At 57.7% G+C, this 13,674-nt stretch carries 15 protein-coding genes; 8 read left to right on the top strand and 7 right to left on the bottom strand.

The window, feature by feature from the left end; genetic code table 11:
• Window positions 1-2 precede the first annotated feature (2 nt).
• Window positions 3-947, top strand: coding sequence for a carbohydrate kinase family protein (locus F3J28_RS09555; RefSeq protein ID WP_166875316.1), 945 nt, complete (start codon window positions 3-5; stop codon window positions 945-947).
• Window positions 948-977: 30 nt separating this feature from the next.
• Here the strand turns inward: F3J28_RS09555 and F3J28_RS09550 are convergent, their stop codons facing one another.
• The 3 genes from F3J28_RS09550 to F3J28_RS09540 are packed head-to-tail and all read right to left on the bottom strand — an operon-like array spanning window position 978 to window position 4,154.
• Window positions 978-2,006 carry a 2-hydroxyacid dehydrogenase gene (locus tag F3J28_RS09550; RefSeq protein WP_166875313.1) on the bottom strand — a complete coding sequence of 343 codons (1,029 nt, stop codon included), beginning with the start codon at window positions 2,004-2,006 and terminating at the stop codon, window positions 978-980.
• The gene (locus F3J28_RS09545) at window positions 2,003-3,499 is read right to left on the bottom strand and encodes an FGGY-family carbohydrate kinase (RefSeq protein ID WP_166875310.1); all 1,497 of its coding nucleotides are present in this window, start codon (window positions 3,497-3,499) and stop codon (window positions 2,003-2,005) included. The genes F3J28_RS09550 and F3J28_RS09545 overlap by 4 nt, the downstream gene beginning before the upstream one ends.
• Before the next feature lie 43 nt (window positions 3,500-3,542).
• Window positions 3,543-4,154, bottom strand: a complete 612-nt coding sequence (locus F3J28_RS09540; RefSeq protein WP_166875307.1) for a methylthioribulose 1-phosphate dehydratase — start codon at window positions 4,152-4,154, stop codon at window positions 3,543-3,545.
• A 247-nt stretch (window positions 4,155-4,401) separates the two neighbouring features.
• Between F3J28_RS09540 and folE2 the strand changes: the two genes are divergently transcribed.
• From folE2 to F3J28_RS09510, 6 genes are read left to right on the top strand one after another with little or no spacing between them, the layout of a single operon-like run.
• Window positions 4,402-5,331 (top strand): GTP cyclohydrolase FolE2, encoded by a 930-nt coding sequence (folE2, locus tag F3J28_RS09535; RefSeq protein WP_008455676.1) that lies wholly within the window; start codon window positions 4,402-4,404, stop codon window positions 5,329-5,331.
• Window positions 5,321-5,881, top strand: a complete 561-nt coding sequence (locus F3J28_RS09530) for an LbetaH domain-containing protein (RefSeq protein ID WP_166875304.1) — start codon at window positions 5,321-5,323, stop codon at window positions 5,879-5,881. Before folE2 ends, F3J28_RS09530 begins: the two co-directional genes overlap by 11 nt.
• 2 nt (window positions 5,882-5,883) lie before the next feature.
• Window positions 5,884-6,681 (top strand): ABC transporter ATP-binding protein, encoded by a 798-nt coding sequence (locus F3J28_RS09525; protein ID WP_166875300.1) that lies wholly within the window; start codon window positions 5,884-5,886, stop codon window positions 6,679-6,681.
• A gap of 19 nt (window positions 6,682-6,700) precedes the next feature.
• The gene (locus F3J28_RS09520; RefSeq protein WP_166876546.1) at window positions 6,701-7,651 is read left to right on the top strand and encodes an ABC transporter substrate-binding protein; all 951 of its coding nucleotides are present in this window, start codon (window positions 6,701-6,703) and stop codon (window positions 7,649-7,651) included.
• Window positions 7,651-8,649, top strand: a complete 999-nt coding sequence (locus F3J28_RS09515) for a FecCD family ABC transporter permease (protein ID WP_166875297.1) — start codon at window positions 7,651-7,653, stop codon at window positions 8,647-8,649. The genes F3J28_RS09520 and F3J28_RS09515 overlap by 1 nt, the downstream gene beginning before the upstream one ends.
• Before the next feature lie 31 nt (window positions 8,650-8,680).
• Complete coding sequence (locus tag F3J28_RS09510; protein ID WP_166875294.1) at window positions 8,681-10,030, top strand: dihydroorotase; 1,350 nt, start codon at window positions 8,681-8,683, stop codon at window positions 10,028-10,030.
• Here the strand turns inward: F3J28_RS09510 and F3J28_RS09505 are convergent.
• The 4 genes from F3J28_RS09505 to F3J28_RS09490 form a co-directional block, all read right to left on the bottom strand.
• Complete coding sequence (locus F3J28_RS09505) at window positions 10,027-10,176, bottom strand: hypothetical protein (protein ID WP_156479839.1); 150 nt, start codon at window positions 10,174-10,176, stop codon at window positions 10,027-10,029. The two genes, F3J28_RS09510 and F3J28_RS09505, sit on opposite strands and share 4 nt — an antisense overlap.
• Before the next feature lie 98 nt (window positions 10,177-10,274).
• A complete protein-coding gene (locus F3J28_RS09500) occupies window positions 10,275-11,063 on the bottom strand; it encodes an SDR family NAD(P)-dependent oxidoreductase (protein WP_166875291.1) in 789 nt (262 codons plus the stop codon).
• Between the two features lie 173 nt (window positions 11,064-11,236).
• A complete protein-coding gene (locus tag F3J28_RS09495) occupies window positions 11,237-11,686 on the bottom strand; it encodes a winged helix-turn-helix transcriptional regulator (RefSeq protein ID WP_008455662.1) in 450 nt (149 codons plus the stop codon).
• A gap of 66 nt (window positions 11,687-11,752) precedes the next feature.
• Window positions 11,753-12,655: a LysR family transcriptional regulator gene (locus F3J28_RS09490; protein WP_166876543.1), complete on the bottom strand. Its 903-nt coding sequence runs from the start codon at window positions 12,653-12,655 to the stop codon at window positions 11,753-11,755.
• A 74-nt stretch (window positions 12,656-12,729) separates the two neighbouring features.
• On the opposite strand from F3J28_RS09490, the gene F3J28_RS09485 reads away from it, so the two are divergent.
• Window positions 12,730-13,611, top strand: coding sequence for an HARLDQ motif MBL-fold protein (locus F3J28_RS09485; RefSeq protein WP_008455657.1), 882 nt, complete (start codon window positions 12,730-12,732; stop codon window positions 13,609-13,611).
• Window positions 13,612-13,674 lie beyond the last annotated feature (63 nt).

Here is a 13,674-nt window from a genome sequence, read left to right as displayed (position 1 = left end):
TTATGAGCAAATTTGACGCCGTTTTTGTGGGGCTGACGATCCTGGATATTGCGGGGCGCCCGGTAGTGGGCATCCCCTCCGGCGGTGGCGTACAGTTTATCGAGCAAATCCGCCTCAACCCGGCGGGAACCGCCGCCGGGGCGCTGGTGAATGCCGCCAAACTGGGTATTCGCACGTCGACCGTGGCCTGCCTGGGCGAAGACGAAAAAGCCGAGTTTATTCTGGGCAGCTACCACCGGCTGGGGATTGACTGTTCGCTGATCCAGCGGACGTTGCAAAAAGAGACATCGGCGACGATTTTGCCCATTCGCCCAAACGGTGAGCGACCTGCACTGCACTGCCGGGGCGCATCCGATGAGTTGTTCGTCGCTGAGGCTGATTTCGGTCGGGTACTGAATACGCTCTATCTGCACCACGGCGGCACCGGGCTGCTTGCGGCCATGGATAGCGGCCAGAGCGCTCGTTTACTGGCCGCGGCGAAAGCGCGGGGCGTCATCACCAGCTTTGATTTAATCGCACCTGATAGCAATACGCTGGCGCTCTTACGTCCGCTGTTGCCTCATGTGGACTATTTTATGCCTGCTCTCGAAGAAGCCGCATTTATCTCCGGGCGACAGGCGCCCGCAGAGATTGCCGATTTCTTCCTCGCGCTGGGTGCGAAATGCTGCATTTTTAAAGACAGCGTGCGGGGCTCCTGGCTATTCAGCCGCGAGAAAACCCATCATTTCCCGGCCTATAATGTGATTGCCAGCGACACAACCGGCTGCGGAGACAGCTATTGCGGCGGGTTTATCGCCGCCCTGGCCAGGGGACTTTCAGAGGAGGAAGCCTGCCGGGTCGCGTCTGCCACTGCCGCGCTTGTGGCGACAGGATTAGGCTCTGATGCGGGCGTGGTGAACTGGGAACACTTGCAGGATTTTATGGCGACGACGCCGTTGCTGGCATAAAAAAACGGCCCCGAAGGGCCGTTTTTTCTCTTAGTGCCAGGCGTACAGCAGCGGCTCACCAGCCACAAACCGCTGAAGATCGGCGGCAATCATCGCGGTGTGTTTCTGGATACTTTCTCGGGTTGCCCCGGCGATGTGCGGCGTAATGATGACGTTATCCAGCTCGCTGATAAACGGATGGTCACGCCACAGCGGCTCCTGGTGGTAGACATCGAGCGCCGCGCCACCGAGCGGCCCGTGGCGCAAGGCTTCGATGAGATCGGCCTCCACCACCACGGAGGCGCGGGACGTATTGATCAGCTTCGCGCCCGGTTTCATGCTTTGCAGCAGGGACGCGTTGACCAGACCATCGCTGTGTGGCCCGCTGCTCAAATGCAGGCTGACAATATCTGACTCGCGGAACAGCGCGTCGAGCGTGGTTTTATGCAGCCCCGGCTCGTCGATATCCTCGGCGGCGACAAACGGATCCACTACCAAAATATTCATCCCGAAAGCGCGGGCAATGCGCGCCACGCGGCGGCCAATATTGCCGTAGCCAATCAAACCCAGCGTTTTGTTGCGCAGCTCGCCGCCCTTGAACACTTCATAAGGGCTTTCCGGGCTGACGTCCCAGACCACATCTTTGCGCAGGCCGGACTGGGTTTGCTGCTCGCTTTGGTTTTCGCGGGTAAATGCGCCGCGCTTCAGGGCGGCATGGGACTGTGGAATATGGCGCATCAGGCCGAGCATCAGGCCCAGCGTGAGTTCGGCGGCGGCATCGGCGTTGCGTCCTGGCGTGTAAAGCACGGTGATATTGCGGGCCCGAGCCGCCTGAACATCAATATTCACCGGGTTGGCGCGAGTACAGGCAATCACTTTCAGCTTAGGACAGCTGTGGATCACCTCTGCGGTGATGTCGTCATAACTGGTGACAATCACCTCGGCATCGTGGGCGAGGTCGATAATCTGTGAGGCCTGAAGTTTAGGTTTACCGATGGCCCAGCCTTCGACAACCAGCTCGCCCAGTTGGCTAAACGGTTCAAGGCTGCCCGCATACTCGGCGGTAAAGACGATTTTCATTGTGCATTATCCTGAGAAAGACGTTGTAAAGCCTGGTGCCTGGCCTGCCACACCGGCTGGAGCTGTTCACGCAGCAGGCGGAACACCGGGAAAAGCGCCCGGTAGGCGGCATGGGCCTCGGGTTGAGGCTGATAGCGGGTTTGTTCGATAGCCGGATAGTGTTCCAGCGCGCCTACGCTGCGGGCGGCCAGCAGCGCCGCGCCTCGGGCGCTGAGTTCATTAAAGTGGCTGGCAATGACGGTGCGTCCGGTACAGTCGGCGATAATTTGCAGCCAGGTGGCAGAAGCCGCGCCGCCGCCGGTGAGGTAAAGACTGCCCTCACTGGCATAGCCCGTGAGTGAATCCACAATCGCATACGCCAGTCCTTCAAAAACGGCACGCTGAAGCGCCGCGCGGGACGTGTGCTGGTCGACGCCAAAGAACCCAGCCCGGGCGGTGGGGCTGTAAAACGGCGCGCGCTCGCCGTTCAGATAAGGCTGCCAGAAAACGCCCCCGCTGCCCGGCGGAATAGCGGTAATCTCTTTTTCCAGCGCTACCAGGTCCGGCGTCAGCGAAATGTGCTGTTGCAGCCAGTCGATATTTGGCGTCCCGGCCTGCATTGGGAACAGGTTAATAAAACTGCCCTGTTCGGTATGGGTGACAAAGCGGGTGCCGCTGCTGACGGTCTCGCGCCCGTGGCACACCACGCCGGTGCAGCAGGTGGTGCCGAGAATGGTATAAATATCCCCGGCGTGAATAGCCCCGCAGCCTAGCGCCGCGCTGCACACATCGAGTGCGCCTGCAGCAACTGGCGTCGCTGGCGGCAGGCCGCAAAGCAGGGCGGCGGCTTCACTCAAGCTACCAGCCTGGGCGTCGGGGTGAAGCAGGGGCGGAAAACGTGTTTTCAGATCGTCGATGCCCAGAGCCTGAAGGGCGAAATCGGAAATCTCCCCGGTCAACTGGTTCAGCAGCGAAGCGCTGGTGTCGGTTAATTCAAGGGCGGCGACCTGTGTAAGCCGAAAGCGAATCCAGTCTTTAGCAAAGAAGATATAGTCGGCGGCGGCCAGGCGTTCCGGCTGATTTCGCTTGAGCCAGCAGAGCTGCAGGCTGGTGTTACAGGGCTGCAGCTGAGAGCCGGTTTCATCGAACAGTGCTTTGTCGAGGCCGGGCGACTGCAGAAGTTCGTCCATCAGCGCCCGGCTGCGGGTGTCGCTCCAGAGAATACCCGGGCCCACGGGATCGCCGTTTTTGTCGCTCAGCCAGACGCCTTCCCCCTGGCCCGCCAGGCCGATGGCCTTGAGTTTGCCCTGCTGTAATGCCGGGCTGTCGGCCACTTGCCGCAGCGTGCGCACGACGGACTGCCAGAGCTGCTCCATATCCTGTTCGGCGTAGCCCTGTGGGGAAAGCGTGGGAGAAGTGTTTTCCGCAGCGCTGGTGACGGCATGGAAATTGCTGTCAAACAGCACGGCTTTGACCCGCGACGTGCCGATATCAATACCCAGGAAATATTCCATACCTTAAGCCTCACGCTAGCGAACAGACACAGGAAGATAACGATTAATCGCGCTCGTACAGGCGGCGCTGCATTTCGCATTCGAACAGGAATTCAAGCCCTTCAAGCTGACGACGTGCTTCGGCGACGTCTTTGCCCCAGCAGGTCAGGCCGTGGCCACGCAGCAGGAAACCGTATTTCAGGGGAGTCTGTTCGGCATGCCGTTCAATGCGTTTTGCCAGCGCATCGATGTCCTGATCGTTATCGAAGATAGCAATTGGCACCGTGTCGAGATGCGTCTGCTGGCCGGTCAGGGTTTTTTGCATTTCATAGCCGCTGATGTTCAACGCCGGGCCTTTTTCAATCCGAGAAAGCACGGTGGCATTCACGGTGTGGACGTGCAGCACGACGTTTGCTTCCGGGAAAAGGCGATAAACCAGCGTGTGCAGTCCGGTTTCGGCTGAGGGTTTACGCCCCGACGGCGCCTGATTCGTGGCAATGTCTACCTGCAGGAAATCCTCGCTGGTCAGGCTGCCTTTGTCGCGCCCGGATTCGCTCAGCCAGCACCACTCGGCATCCTGGCGAATGGACATATTGCCGCCGGTCGCCGGAGCCCAGCCTTTAGCGCCAATCCAATGACAGGTGCTGACCAACTGCGCGAGCCTTTCTTGCCACATACGGTATTCCTCAATGCTTTTTAGTTTAACTGTCTAGCCGTCTAAATGGCTGTTTACATGATGCTATCATTGTGTGAACACTCGAGCAACACTTGCCGGGTTATAAGATATATCGAGCCAATCAGCGGTTTTACACCGAATTTTCTCCTGTGATCGGGCGGTTTCGCTTTACGGCAAAACGTCGCTTTGCACAAATGAGTTTTGTTATGTTATAACGTAACAAAATTACAGCAGGACGATTTGCAATATGACGGTCACTCCAATGTTATGCCCCAAAATGCTGCCTGATATTCAGTCACTCAGAAGCCACGATTTCGACATGGCCCTGTCCTGGGTTGGCATGGAACAAATCGACCTTCCGGTGGAGGTGGCGGGGCGCCCGCTGACGGCGAAAGTCAACGCCGGGATCAATCTTCTCCGTTCCCCGGAAGCGGAAAAGGGCATTCATATGTCCCGGATCTATCTGCTGCTGGACGAGCTAACCCAGGGCGAAATTACGCCGGCGGTACTGCGCCGTTTACTGGGCGAATTTTTGGTTTCGCACCAGCGCAGCAGCGACCGCGCCAGCGTGGAAATCACCGGCGAACTGCTGCTGTCCCGCAAATCTTTAACCTCAAACCACTTTGGCTGGAAGGCTTACCCCATCCGCATCCTGGCGGAGCGCGGGGAAGGTTTTGCCGTCACGCTTCGGGTGGGGATCCCGTATTCATCTACCTGTCCGGCCTCGGCGGCGCTGAGTCGCAATCTCGCGCAGCAGCAGTTTCAGCGGGACTTTGGCTCGCGAAAGGAGGGTGTGTCCGTCGAAGAAATGCTGGCCTGGCTGGGCGAGAAGGGCATGCCGGGCACGCCCCACAGCCAGAGAAGCTGGGCGTGGGTTAGCTGCCAGCTGAAGCCGGATGTTGCTACGTTGCCTTTCGAGGAGCTTATCGACCGCTGCGAGGCCGCGCTTGGCACGGCGGTGCAAACGGTGGTTAAGCGTAGCGACGAGCAGGCCTTCGCCCTGGCCAATGGCCAAAATTTGATGTTTTGCGAAGACGCCGCTCGCCGCCTGAACAAGGCGATGCAGGACGCGCCTTTTAGCACCGCTTTTACCCTCCGCGTTGAGCATCAGGAAAGCCTCCATGCGCACAACGCGGTGGCCCGTATTCACTGGACAGGAAATCACCATGCTGCGTAAAAACCCTTCAGGCCATCTGCCACAGGTCTCTCCCAAAGCGTACATCGATCCCACAGCGGTGATTTGTGGCCGGGTCATTATTCATGACTATGTTTATGTCGGGCCTTACGCGGTGATCCGCGCCGATGAGCTGAACGCCGAAGGCGACATGGATCCTATCGTGATCCATTCCCATTCGAATATTCAGGATGGCGTGGTTATTCACTCGAAAAGCGGGGCGCCGGTGACCATTGGCAGCGGTACGTCGATTGCGCACCGGGCGATTGTGCACGGCCCTTGCCGGGTCGACGAGCGGGTGTTTATCGGCTTTAACAGCGTACTTTTTAACTGCCACGTACAACCCGGCTGCGTCATTCGCTACAACGCGGTGGTTGATGGGGTGACACTGCCGAAGCAAACGTATATTCCGTCCACCGAGCGCGTGGGGCCCGACTCTGATTTAAGCCAATATTCACGGGTTGACCCCGCTTCGGTGCAGTTTTCTGAAGAGGTGGCCAACACCAACGTCAGGCTGGTGGAAGGTTACCAACTGCTGCGCAACGAGTTCTGAGCATGCCTTTTTCCCCCGGAGAACAAGCAGCCGAGCTAAGCGTTTCCCTGAGGGCGATTGCCCGTCCGCAGGGCGCGGCCTGGCCGGTGGCGATTAATTTTCACCTGCGAAAAGGTGAGCGGCTCAGCGTGATTGGGCCAAACGGCAGCGGCAAAACGTCGCTGCTGCGGGCGCTGAGCCAGGAACTAAAGGCCGAGGGGGAAATAACGCTGGCGGGCAGCCCTTTAAATAAGCTCAACCCGCAGCTGCGGGCGAAGCTCGTGGCGGTCATGTCGCAAAACGATCTCCCCGATTTGCGTCTCTCCATTGAGGATTATGTCGCGTTAGGCAGGCTCCCGTTTGCCCGTGATATGCCAGAGCCAGAACACCGCTGCATTGTGTGTGGGGCGATGAAAGAGGTTGGTGTGCTCGGGATGCGGCATAAATCGCTGGCCTGTCTGTCCGGCGGGGAAAGGCAGCGGGCAATTCTGGCGCGAACGCTGGCGCAAACCTCCCGGTTGCTGTTGCTGGATGAGCCGACTAATCATCTGGACCTGGCGGCACGGGAAGAACTGTTAGCGCTGGTGAAAGCTCGCGGCACAACGGTTATCGCCGTCCTGCACGATCTCAACTTAATCGAAGGGTTTGCTGACAAGGTCCTTATTTTGTCGGCGGGGCAACAGCAGGCTTTTAACGTGCCCGACGCCGCGCTGAATACCGAAACACTTCGCCCCATTTTCGGCCTCGACAGCTTTACCGTTGACCATCCAGGCCAGCAAGGCAGACGAGTCCGTTTTTTTGAACCTTCACGCCCACGGTAAATTTTCAGGGATCGCTATGATGTTAAAAATCGCTACCGGCTTCTGGCTGGCCTTTACCTCCTTTACTGCCTTTGCCTCCGGCTTCCCGGTGACTATTGAGAGCTGCGGTAAACCCATTGTCTTTACCGCAGCACCAAAGCGGGCGGTAATCAACGACCTGAACATGTCGGAGATGGCTTTTGCTCTGGATTTACAGCCGCAGATTGTGGGTCTGACCGGCATCTCCGGCTGGTATAAAATGACGCCCGAATTTAAGCGACAAATGGGGACGATCCCCGAACTTGCGCCCAAATACCCCTCGCTTGAAACGCTGCTGGCCGCCGAGCCAGATTTCTTTTTCGCGGGCTGGAATTACGGCATGAAAGTAGGGGGCGACGTTACACCCCAAAGTCTTGCCAAATACGGCATCAAAACCTTTGTGCTCAGCGAAAGCTGCGCGATTTCCGGGGAAAGCAAAACCAAGGCGACCCTGGATCTGCTCTATAACGATGAGCTTACGCTTGGCAAAATTTTTGGTAAGGCGGAGGTTGCTCAGAAGCTGGTTGACGGCTGGAAAGCGCGGCTGGCGGCCCTCCCAAAAGCACTACCGGGCGCAAGGCCACTGAAAGTCTTTGTGTATGACTCCGGGGAAGACAAACCGTTTACCAGCGGAAAATACGCCATGCCGCAGGCCATTATAGAGGCCGCTGGCGGTAAAAACGCCATGGAAGGGCTGGACACCAGCTGGGGGACAACCTCCTGGGAAAATGTTGCGGCGGCCGAGCCGGATGTCATCATTCTGCTGGATTACCAGACCGGCGGGGGCGCTGATTCGCTCCGCCAGTTCCTTGAGCACCACCCGCTGATGAAGCTCACCCCGGCGGTGAAACAGCACCGCTATCTTAAGCTGCAGTACGCCGAGTTGACGCCCGGCCCGGCAAATATCGCCGCGGTTGAGAAGCTCGCTCGCGTTCTGTTCGCGGCACAGTGATGGTTTTAGCCTGGCGTTACCGCCGGGCCGCATGCCTGGCGGGGTTTCTCGTCATATTGTTTGCGGTGCTTAGCTTAACGGAAGGCTCGGTCCGGCTCAGCCTGAATCAGGTGGTAAACGCGCTGCAACCCACGGCAGCGGACATTTCACCGATGATTCGCGGGATCGTGCTGGACATCCGGCTGCCCAGAACGCTTCTCGCCCTGATGACCGGCGCGGGGCTGGCGGTGGTGGGCGCGCTGCTGCAAACGGCCACGCGCAATGAGCTGGCGGACCCTTTTTTGTTCGGGCTTTCTTCGGGCGCGTCTGCCGGAGCGGTGCTGGTTTTTACCCGCTTCGGCGACTTCTTCGGCGTCTGGACGCTACCGGCGGCGGCTTTTGGCGGCGGGCTGCTTTCTTCGGTTGCGGTGCTGTCTTTATTCCAGCTCAAACGCGATCGGGGTGCCGAAACGCTGATTATTTGCGGGCTGGCGATCTCTTTCTTGTTCGGGGCATTAACCAGCTACCTGATATTCGCCGGTGACCAGCGTACGGCCAGCTCGGTTTTATTCTGGTCGCTCGGCGGCCTGGGGCTGGCGCGATGGGATAACCTGGGATTTGCGCTGGGCGGTTTGCTGCTGCTGGCCGCATTTTGCCTGTTGAGATGGCGATCGCTGGATGGATTGCTCGCGGGGGATCGCACCGCATTTTCGCTGGGCATTAACGTGACCCGTCTGCGTACCGAAATTTTTCTGTGCTGCGCTTTTTCGACCGCCATTTTTGTATCGCTGACCGGCGTGATTGGCTTTGTCGGGCTGATGGTGCCGCATCTTTGCCGCCATTTTTCCGCCATTAAGCACGCCAGGCTGCTGCCTTTGTGTGCCCTTGTCGGGGCCTGTTTGCTGTGCGGCGGCGATCTGGTCAGCCGGGTGCTGGTTGCGCCGCAGGAGCTGCCCATAGGCATTATTACCGCCGGAATTGGCGGGCTGTTTATTGTTGTGATGGTTGCCCGACGCTAGCGCAGCCTTTTTAAGCCGGAGAAAACGACTGATGAAATCTCTGTTACTGACCAACGCGCTGATGATGAATGAGGGGCGGCGTTACCAGGGCGATCTGCTCATTGTGGACGGGCGAATTGAAAAAATAGCCGCTGCGATCCCGGCTCGCGCCACGTGGAATGTGCGCGATCTTGCCGGGAAGTGGCTGCTGCCGGGCATGATCGACGATCAGGTACATTTTCGTGAACCGGGGTTGATGCATAAGGGCACGATTGCCAGCGAGTCACGCGCGGCGGTGATGGGCGGGATCACCAGCTATATGGAAATGCCCAACGTTTCGCCGCCGACCACCAGCAGACAGGCGCTGGAAGGTAAATTTCAGCGGGCCGCCGAAGGTTCACTGGCCAATTACAGTTTCTATTTCGGTGCCACCAACGACAATCTGGAAGAACTTAAGGCGCTGCCAGCCGATGCCGCCTGCGGCGTAAAAGTGTTTATGGGTGCCTCCACCGGCAACATGCTGGTGGATGACGAACGCATTCTGGAGGCTATTTTCCAGCATGCGCCGGGGCTGGTGGCCACGCATTGCGAAGATACGCCGACTATCAAACGTAATGAGGCGCTGTGGCGAGAGCGATATGGGGAGCAGATCCCGGCCGCAGAACACGCAGCTATTCGCTCGGTTGAGGCCTGCCTGCTTTCATCTTCCCGGGCGGTCGCGCTGGCGAAAAAGCACGGCACGCGGCTGCATGTGCTGCATATCACCACGGCCGATGAGCTGGCGTTGTTTGAGCCCGCGCCCACGCTTGAAGCCTTACGCAGAAAAACGATCACGGCGGAAGCCTGTATCCATCACCTCTATTTTAATCAGGATGATTACGCGGCGCTGGGGCACCGGCTGAAGTGCAACCCGTCGGTGAAGGGCCAGGAACACCAGCGGGCGCTATGGCAGGCCGTTAAGACGGGCGTGATTGATATTATTGCGACCGACCATGCGCCGCACTTGCTGGCGGAAAAGCGGAATGATTATTTCTCGGCTCCGTCGGGATTGCCGCTGGTGCAGCACGCGCTGCCTGCGCTGCTGGATATGTGTGCCAGAGGGATTTTCACGCCTGAACTTATCGTCAGAAAAACCAGCCACGCGGTAGCCGAACGTTTTCAGATTAAGGATCGCGGCTATATCCGGGAAGGTTACTGGGCCGATCTGGCGGTGATCAACCCCTGGAAACGCGCCAGCATTGAGGGAAGTAATATTGCCTACAAATGCGGCTGGTCACCCTTCGAAGGGCACACCTTGCAGGGCGGCGTGGTTGAAAGCACGCTGGTGAACGGGCACCTCGTCTGGGACGGCGAGTCAGTTGCCGGGGGGATTTACGGCCAGGCGCTGGCGTTTAACCGCTAGCGTTCGCGAGGGTTGAACAAATCTTCGATGTAGTGCATCAGCTCGGACATTTGTTGCAGGATATTGGCGCTGTCCACAATCAGCGCTCCCCAGAGCACAATCAGCGCAGCAACCATGCCTGCGGCTGAATAGTAAAACAGTTTCATCACAGCATCATATTGGCAGGAATTTGCCTCATTATAGCGAGACATGGCGGCCTGTCAGTAAATGATGGGCAGATACCGCCGACATCTGCCCGGGAAAATTAGCGGGCGTAGCGAGGCGCTGGCTGCGCTGTGCCTGCCGCATCAAACATCGCCTGCGCCGTAGTGGCGTAGGTTTCCCACAGGCTGAGATCGTGCAATGGCGGGATGGTGACAGCTTCCCCGCTGTCCAGTCCGGCCAGGGCGGAATCCACCAAATCATCCACTTTCATGACCGCACCTTCCGGCAATGAGTCGACCGACACGCCCGCACGATCCCAAATTTCGGTTGCCGTAGCCGCGGGCAGCACCGCCTGAATACGAATGCCGGTGCCGGCAGCTTCGGCCTGCAGAACTTTCGTCAGGTTCAATACATAGCCCTTTGTGCCGCTGTATACCGCGCTGCCCACCCAGCTCTGTACTGCCAGAATCGACGAGATATTGATCAGCGTGCCGCTGTTCTTTTGCTGGAAATTAAGCAGGGCGGCATGGCTCAGGCGAGTTAATGCCGTGATGTTCAGCGTGATAAGCGCCTGATGTTGTTCCACGCTGGCGGCGGTAAACGCTGCGCTGTGGGCGGTGCCCGCGTTGTTAACCAGCACGCTGATGCGCGGATCTTTCAGGGCCTCCTCAACGGCGGCAATGTCCTGGTCGTTAACCAGATCGGCTTTTAGCGTAGTCACGGTTATGCCGTGGCGGGCTTCAAGCTTCGCGGCCAGATCGCGCAGGCGATCTTCGCGCCGGGCAACCAGCAGCAGATCAAAACCTCGGGCCGCAAAACGATCGGCATAAACCGCACCAATCCCGGAAGATGCGCCGGTAATGACCGCAATAGAACGAGAGTTAGCCATAAAACACCTCACATGAAGTAGAGTAACGTTGATGTGGTTTCATAATGAAACCTTGAGGTAAATGTAGGTTTGTTGGTTTTATTATGCAACCAATATGAGGGCTGTTTTTTCGTTATGCGCAGGAATTGTTAAAGGGAATATTAATAAGCACCCGAATAACAGATGCTTATTGGTCAGGAGGAGGAACGTGCCTGAGTGATTATTTCGTCCGGTTTTAGCTCACGACCATCTTCGGCCTGTAAGGTTAGCTTGCGGATAGGACGATGCTGCTGGCTGTCGACGAGGACGCTGCGTGTCTCATCTTTGGCGTAGAGGTTTTCGCAGCCCCACTGTGAAAGGGCTGCTAAAACGGTCTGCAGCGCCCGGCCTTTTTCCGTCAGCACGTACTCGTGCCAGGCGCTGCCGTCCGACGCCGGGCGGAGCTCAAAAATACCGTTATCGACGAGCTGTTTCAGGCGAACGGTCAGCATATTTTTGGCGATGCCGAGGTTTTTTTGGAACTCACCGAAGCGAGACATGCCGTTCAGCGCATCGCGCACGATCAGCAACGACCACCAGTCGCCGATCACGTCCAGCGTGCGGGCAACCGAACAGACGCTGTCTTCAAGGCTCTTACGTTTCATCATTCCTCCGATGGGTTTGCCGGGTTCTATTATAAAACTTTTTGTATGAGAGGCTGAGCGGTAATTTCAATGATACCAGGCGGCCAGCGTACGGCGCAGGCTGTCTATCAGACGCTGTTTCCATTCCACGGTAGAGGTCCGGTACTGCAAAAACAGGCTACCAATAGCCTGGTCGCCGGACAGCGGCAGCGTAAAAAGCTGGGCTTTGTTATTCAGGGTATCAAACCATGGGGCTGGCACGATAGCCATCAGCGGGGCATTGCGCAGGGCGGGAGCGAGCTGGCCGTAGTCGCTACAGGTAAAGGCCAGGCGGCGTTCGAGCCCGGCACGTGCCTGCTGGCGATCGAGCTCGTTAATGCCCTGTGGCCAGGGGTGACAATAGAAATGATCAAACTGCGGCAGTTCGTCAAAGGACAGGGTTTCACGCCCGTTAAGTCTGGAGGACAGTGGTTCGCCGAAAACAGCAATCAGGCGCGTGCTGCCTACGCGTTCATAATGCAGGGCACTGACGCGTTTTTGATGATCGCCAATCGCAATCAACAAATCTATTCGTCCCTCCAGCAGCTCATCACGCCACGCACGCCGTTCAAACGTCAGGCATTCAATAATGGCCCCGGCCTGATGCCCTTTGCGGGCGAGTTCCGGCGTGAGTAACACATTCAGCGCCGGGGGCAGAACCAGACGAAATCGGCGCTCCTCCGCGTGCTCTTCGCCAAATAATTCTTCATTCAGGGACACGAAGAGCGGGATCAGGCGTTCTTTAATACCGAGTGCGAAAGATGTGGGAACCTGGGCATTGCCTTCCCGACGAAAAAGCGGATCGCCCAGGGCATCACGCAGGCGGGCGAGAGCATGGCTGACGGCGGACGGGCTAAGCGCCAGCTTTTGCGCCGTTCGGCTGGTCGAGCCGGTGATTAACATCACGTACAGCACCTTCAGCAGGTTCATGTCTAATTGCAGGATATTCACGCCATCATTTCTCAATTGCATCGGACTAAATTGCCCGGCAGTATACTGCGCCTCCTGACCAAAAGGAGCCACCTGTGAACCGTTATAGCCTGTTATTTACCTGCATGATTTCAGTCTTCTCTGCCGGCAGTTCTGCGGCATTAAATCCAACCCAACCGCTGTCTGCCGCGCCGCCTTATTCGCTTTTTGAAGGCTGGGCCAAACCGGTCAAACCGTTCCGTATGGCAGCGAACGTCTGGTATGTCGGCACCGAAAATCTCTCGTCCATTCTGATTACCACGCCTGAGGGACATATTCTCGTCGACGGTGCGCTGGACGCAAGCGCTAGGGGCATCAAAGAGAATATTGCTTCTTTGGGATTCGACATTCGCGACGTGCGGTTCATCCTCAACAGCCATGCCCGGCTCGATCAGGCCGGGGGCATTGCCAAACTGAAAAAGTGGAGCGGGGCAAAGCTGGTTGCCAGCAGGGAGAATGCTGACCAAATGGCGCGGGGAGGCAAAGAGGATTTTGCGCTGGGAGACGCGTTGCCCTTTCCACCGGTCACCACGGATAAAATCATTCATGACCACGAGACGCTAAAGCTGGGCGGCGTAACCGCGACAGCGCTGCTGACACCGGGACATCTGCCGGGCAGCACGTCATGGCTGTTTGCGCTGCCAGGTGGGTACACGCTTATTTACGCCGACAGTCTCGCCACGCCGGACTATTATCTGGTGGCGAACAAGAATTACCCGACGCTGGTGAACGACATCCGCCACAGTTTTGCCACGCTCGCGGCACAAAAAGCGGACATTTTTGTGGCGAACAAAGGGGAACGCTTTGGTCTGGCGGAGAAACAGGCCCGGCTTGCCGCCGGAGATAGCAACGCCTTTATCGACAGAGACGGGTTACAACGCTATGTGGATCTCTCTCGCCAGCGCTTTGAAGCGCAGCTGAAGCAACAAACGGAATAATAGGGCTTTTTGCGATCCGCCAGGCAGGTCGGCTGTCATTTTTCTGTCACAATATATTCTTCA

Source organism: Enterobacter sp. Ap-1006, assembly GCF_011752835.1.
Classification (GTDB): Bacteria; Pseudomonadota; Gammaproteobacteria; order Enterobacterales; family Enterobacteriaceae; genus Cedecea.
This window is presented reverse-complemented; position numbering and strand designations above follow the sequence as displayed.

Coding starts and splice junctions, on each gene's coding strand:
- F3J28_RS09495 (WP_008455662.1), bottom strand. CDS start 11,686: ATGAAACGTAAGAGCCTTGAAGACAGCGTCTGTTCGGTTGCCCGCACG.
- F3J28_RS09520 (WP_166876546.1), top strand. CDS start 6,701: ATGTTAAAAATCGCTACCGGCTTCTGGCTGGCCTTTACCTCCTTTACT.
- F3J28_RS09510 (WP_166875294.1), top strand. CDS start 8,681: ATGAAATCTCTGTTACTGACCAACGCGCTGATGATGAATGAGGGGCGG.
- F3J28_RS09525 (WP_166875300.1), top strand. CDS start 5,884: ATGCCTTTTTCCCCCGGAGAACAAGCAGCCGAGCTAAGCGTTTCCCTG.
- F3J28_RS09530 (WP_166875304.1), top strand. CDS start 5,321: ATGCTGCGTAAAAACCCTTCAGGCCATCTGCCACAGGTCTCTCCCAAA.
- F3J28_RS09550 (WP_166875313.1), bottom strand. CDS start 2,006: ATGAAAATCGTCTTTACCGCCGAGTATGCGGGCAGCCTTGAACCGTTT.
- F3J28_RS09545 (WP_166875310.1), bottom strand. CDS start 3,499: ATGGAATATTTCCTGGGTATTGATATCGGCACGTCGCGGGTCAAAGCC.
- F3J28_RS09555 (WP_166875316.1), top strand. CDS start 3: ATGAGCAAATTTGACGCCGTTTTTGTGGGGCTGACGATCCTGGATATT.
- folE2 (WP_008455676.1), top strand. CDS start 4,402: ATGACGGTCACTCCAATGTTATGCCCCAAAATGCTGCCTGATATTCAG.
- F3J28_RS09505 (WP_156479839.1), bottom strand. CDS start 10,176: ATGAAACTGTTTTACTATTCAGCCGCAGGCATGGTTGCTGCGCTGATT.
- F3J28_RS09515 (WP_166875297.1), top strand. CDS start 7,651: ATGGTTTTAGCCTGGCGTTACCGCCGGGCCGCATGCCTGGCGGGGTTT.
- F3J28_RS09500 (WP_166875291.1), bottom strand. CDS start 11,063: ATGGCTAACTCTCGTTCTATTGCGGTCATTACCGGCGCATCTTCCGGG.
- F3J28_RS09540 (WP_166875307.1), bottom strand. CDS start 4,154: ATGTGGCAAGAAAGGCTCGCGCAGTTGGTCAGCACCTGTCATTGGATT.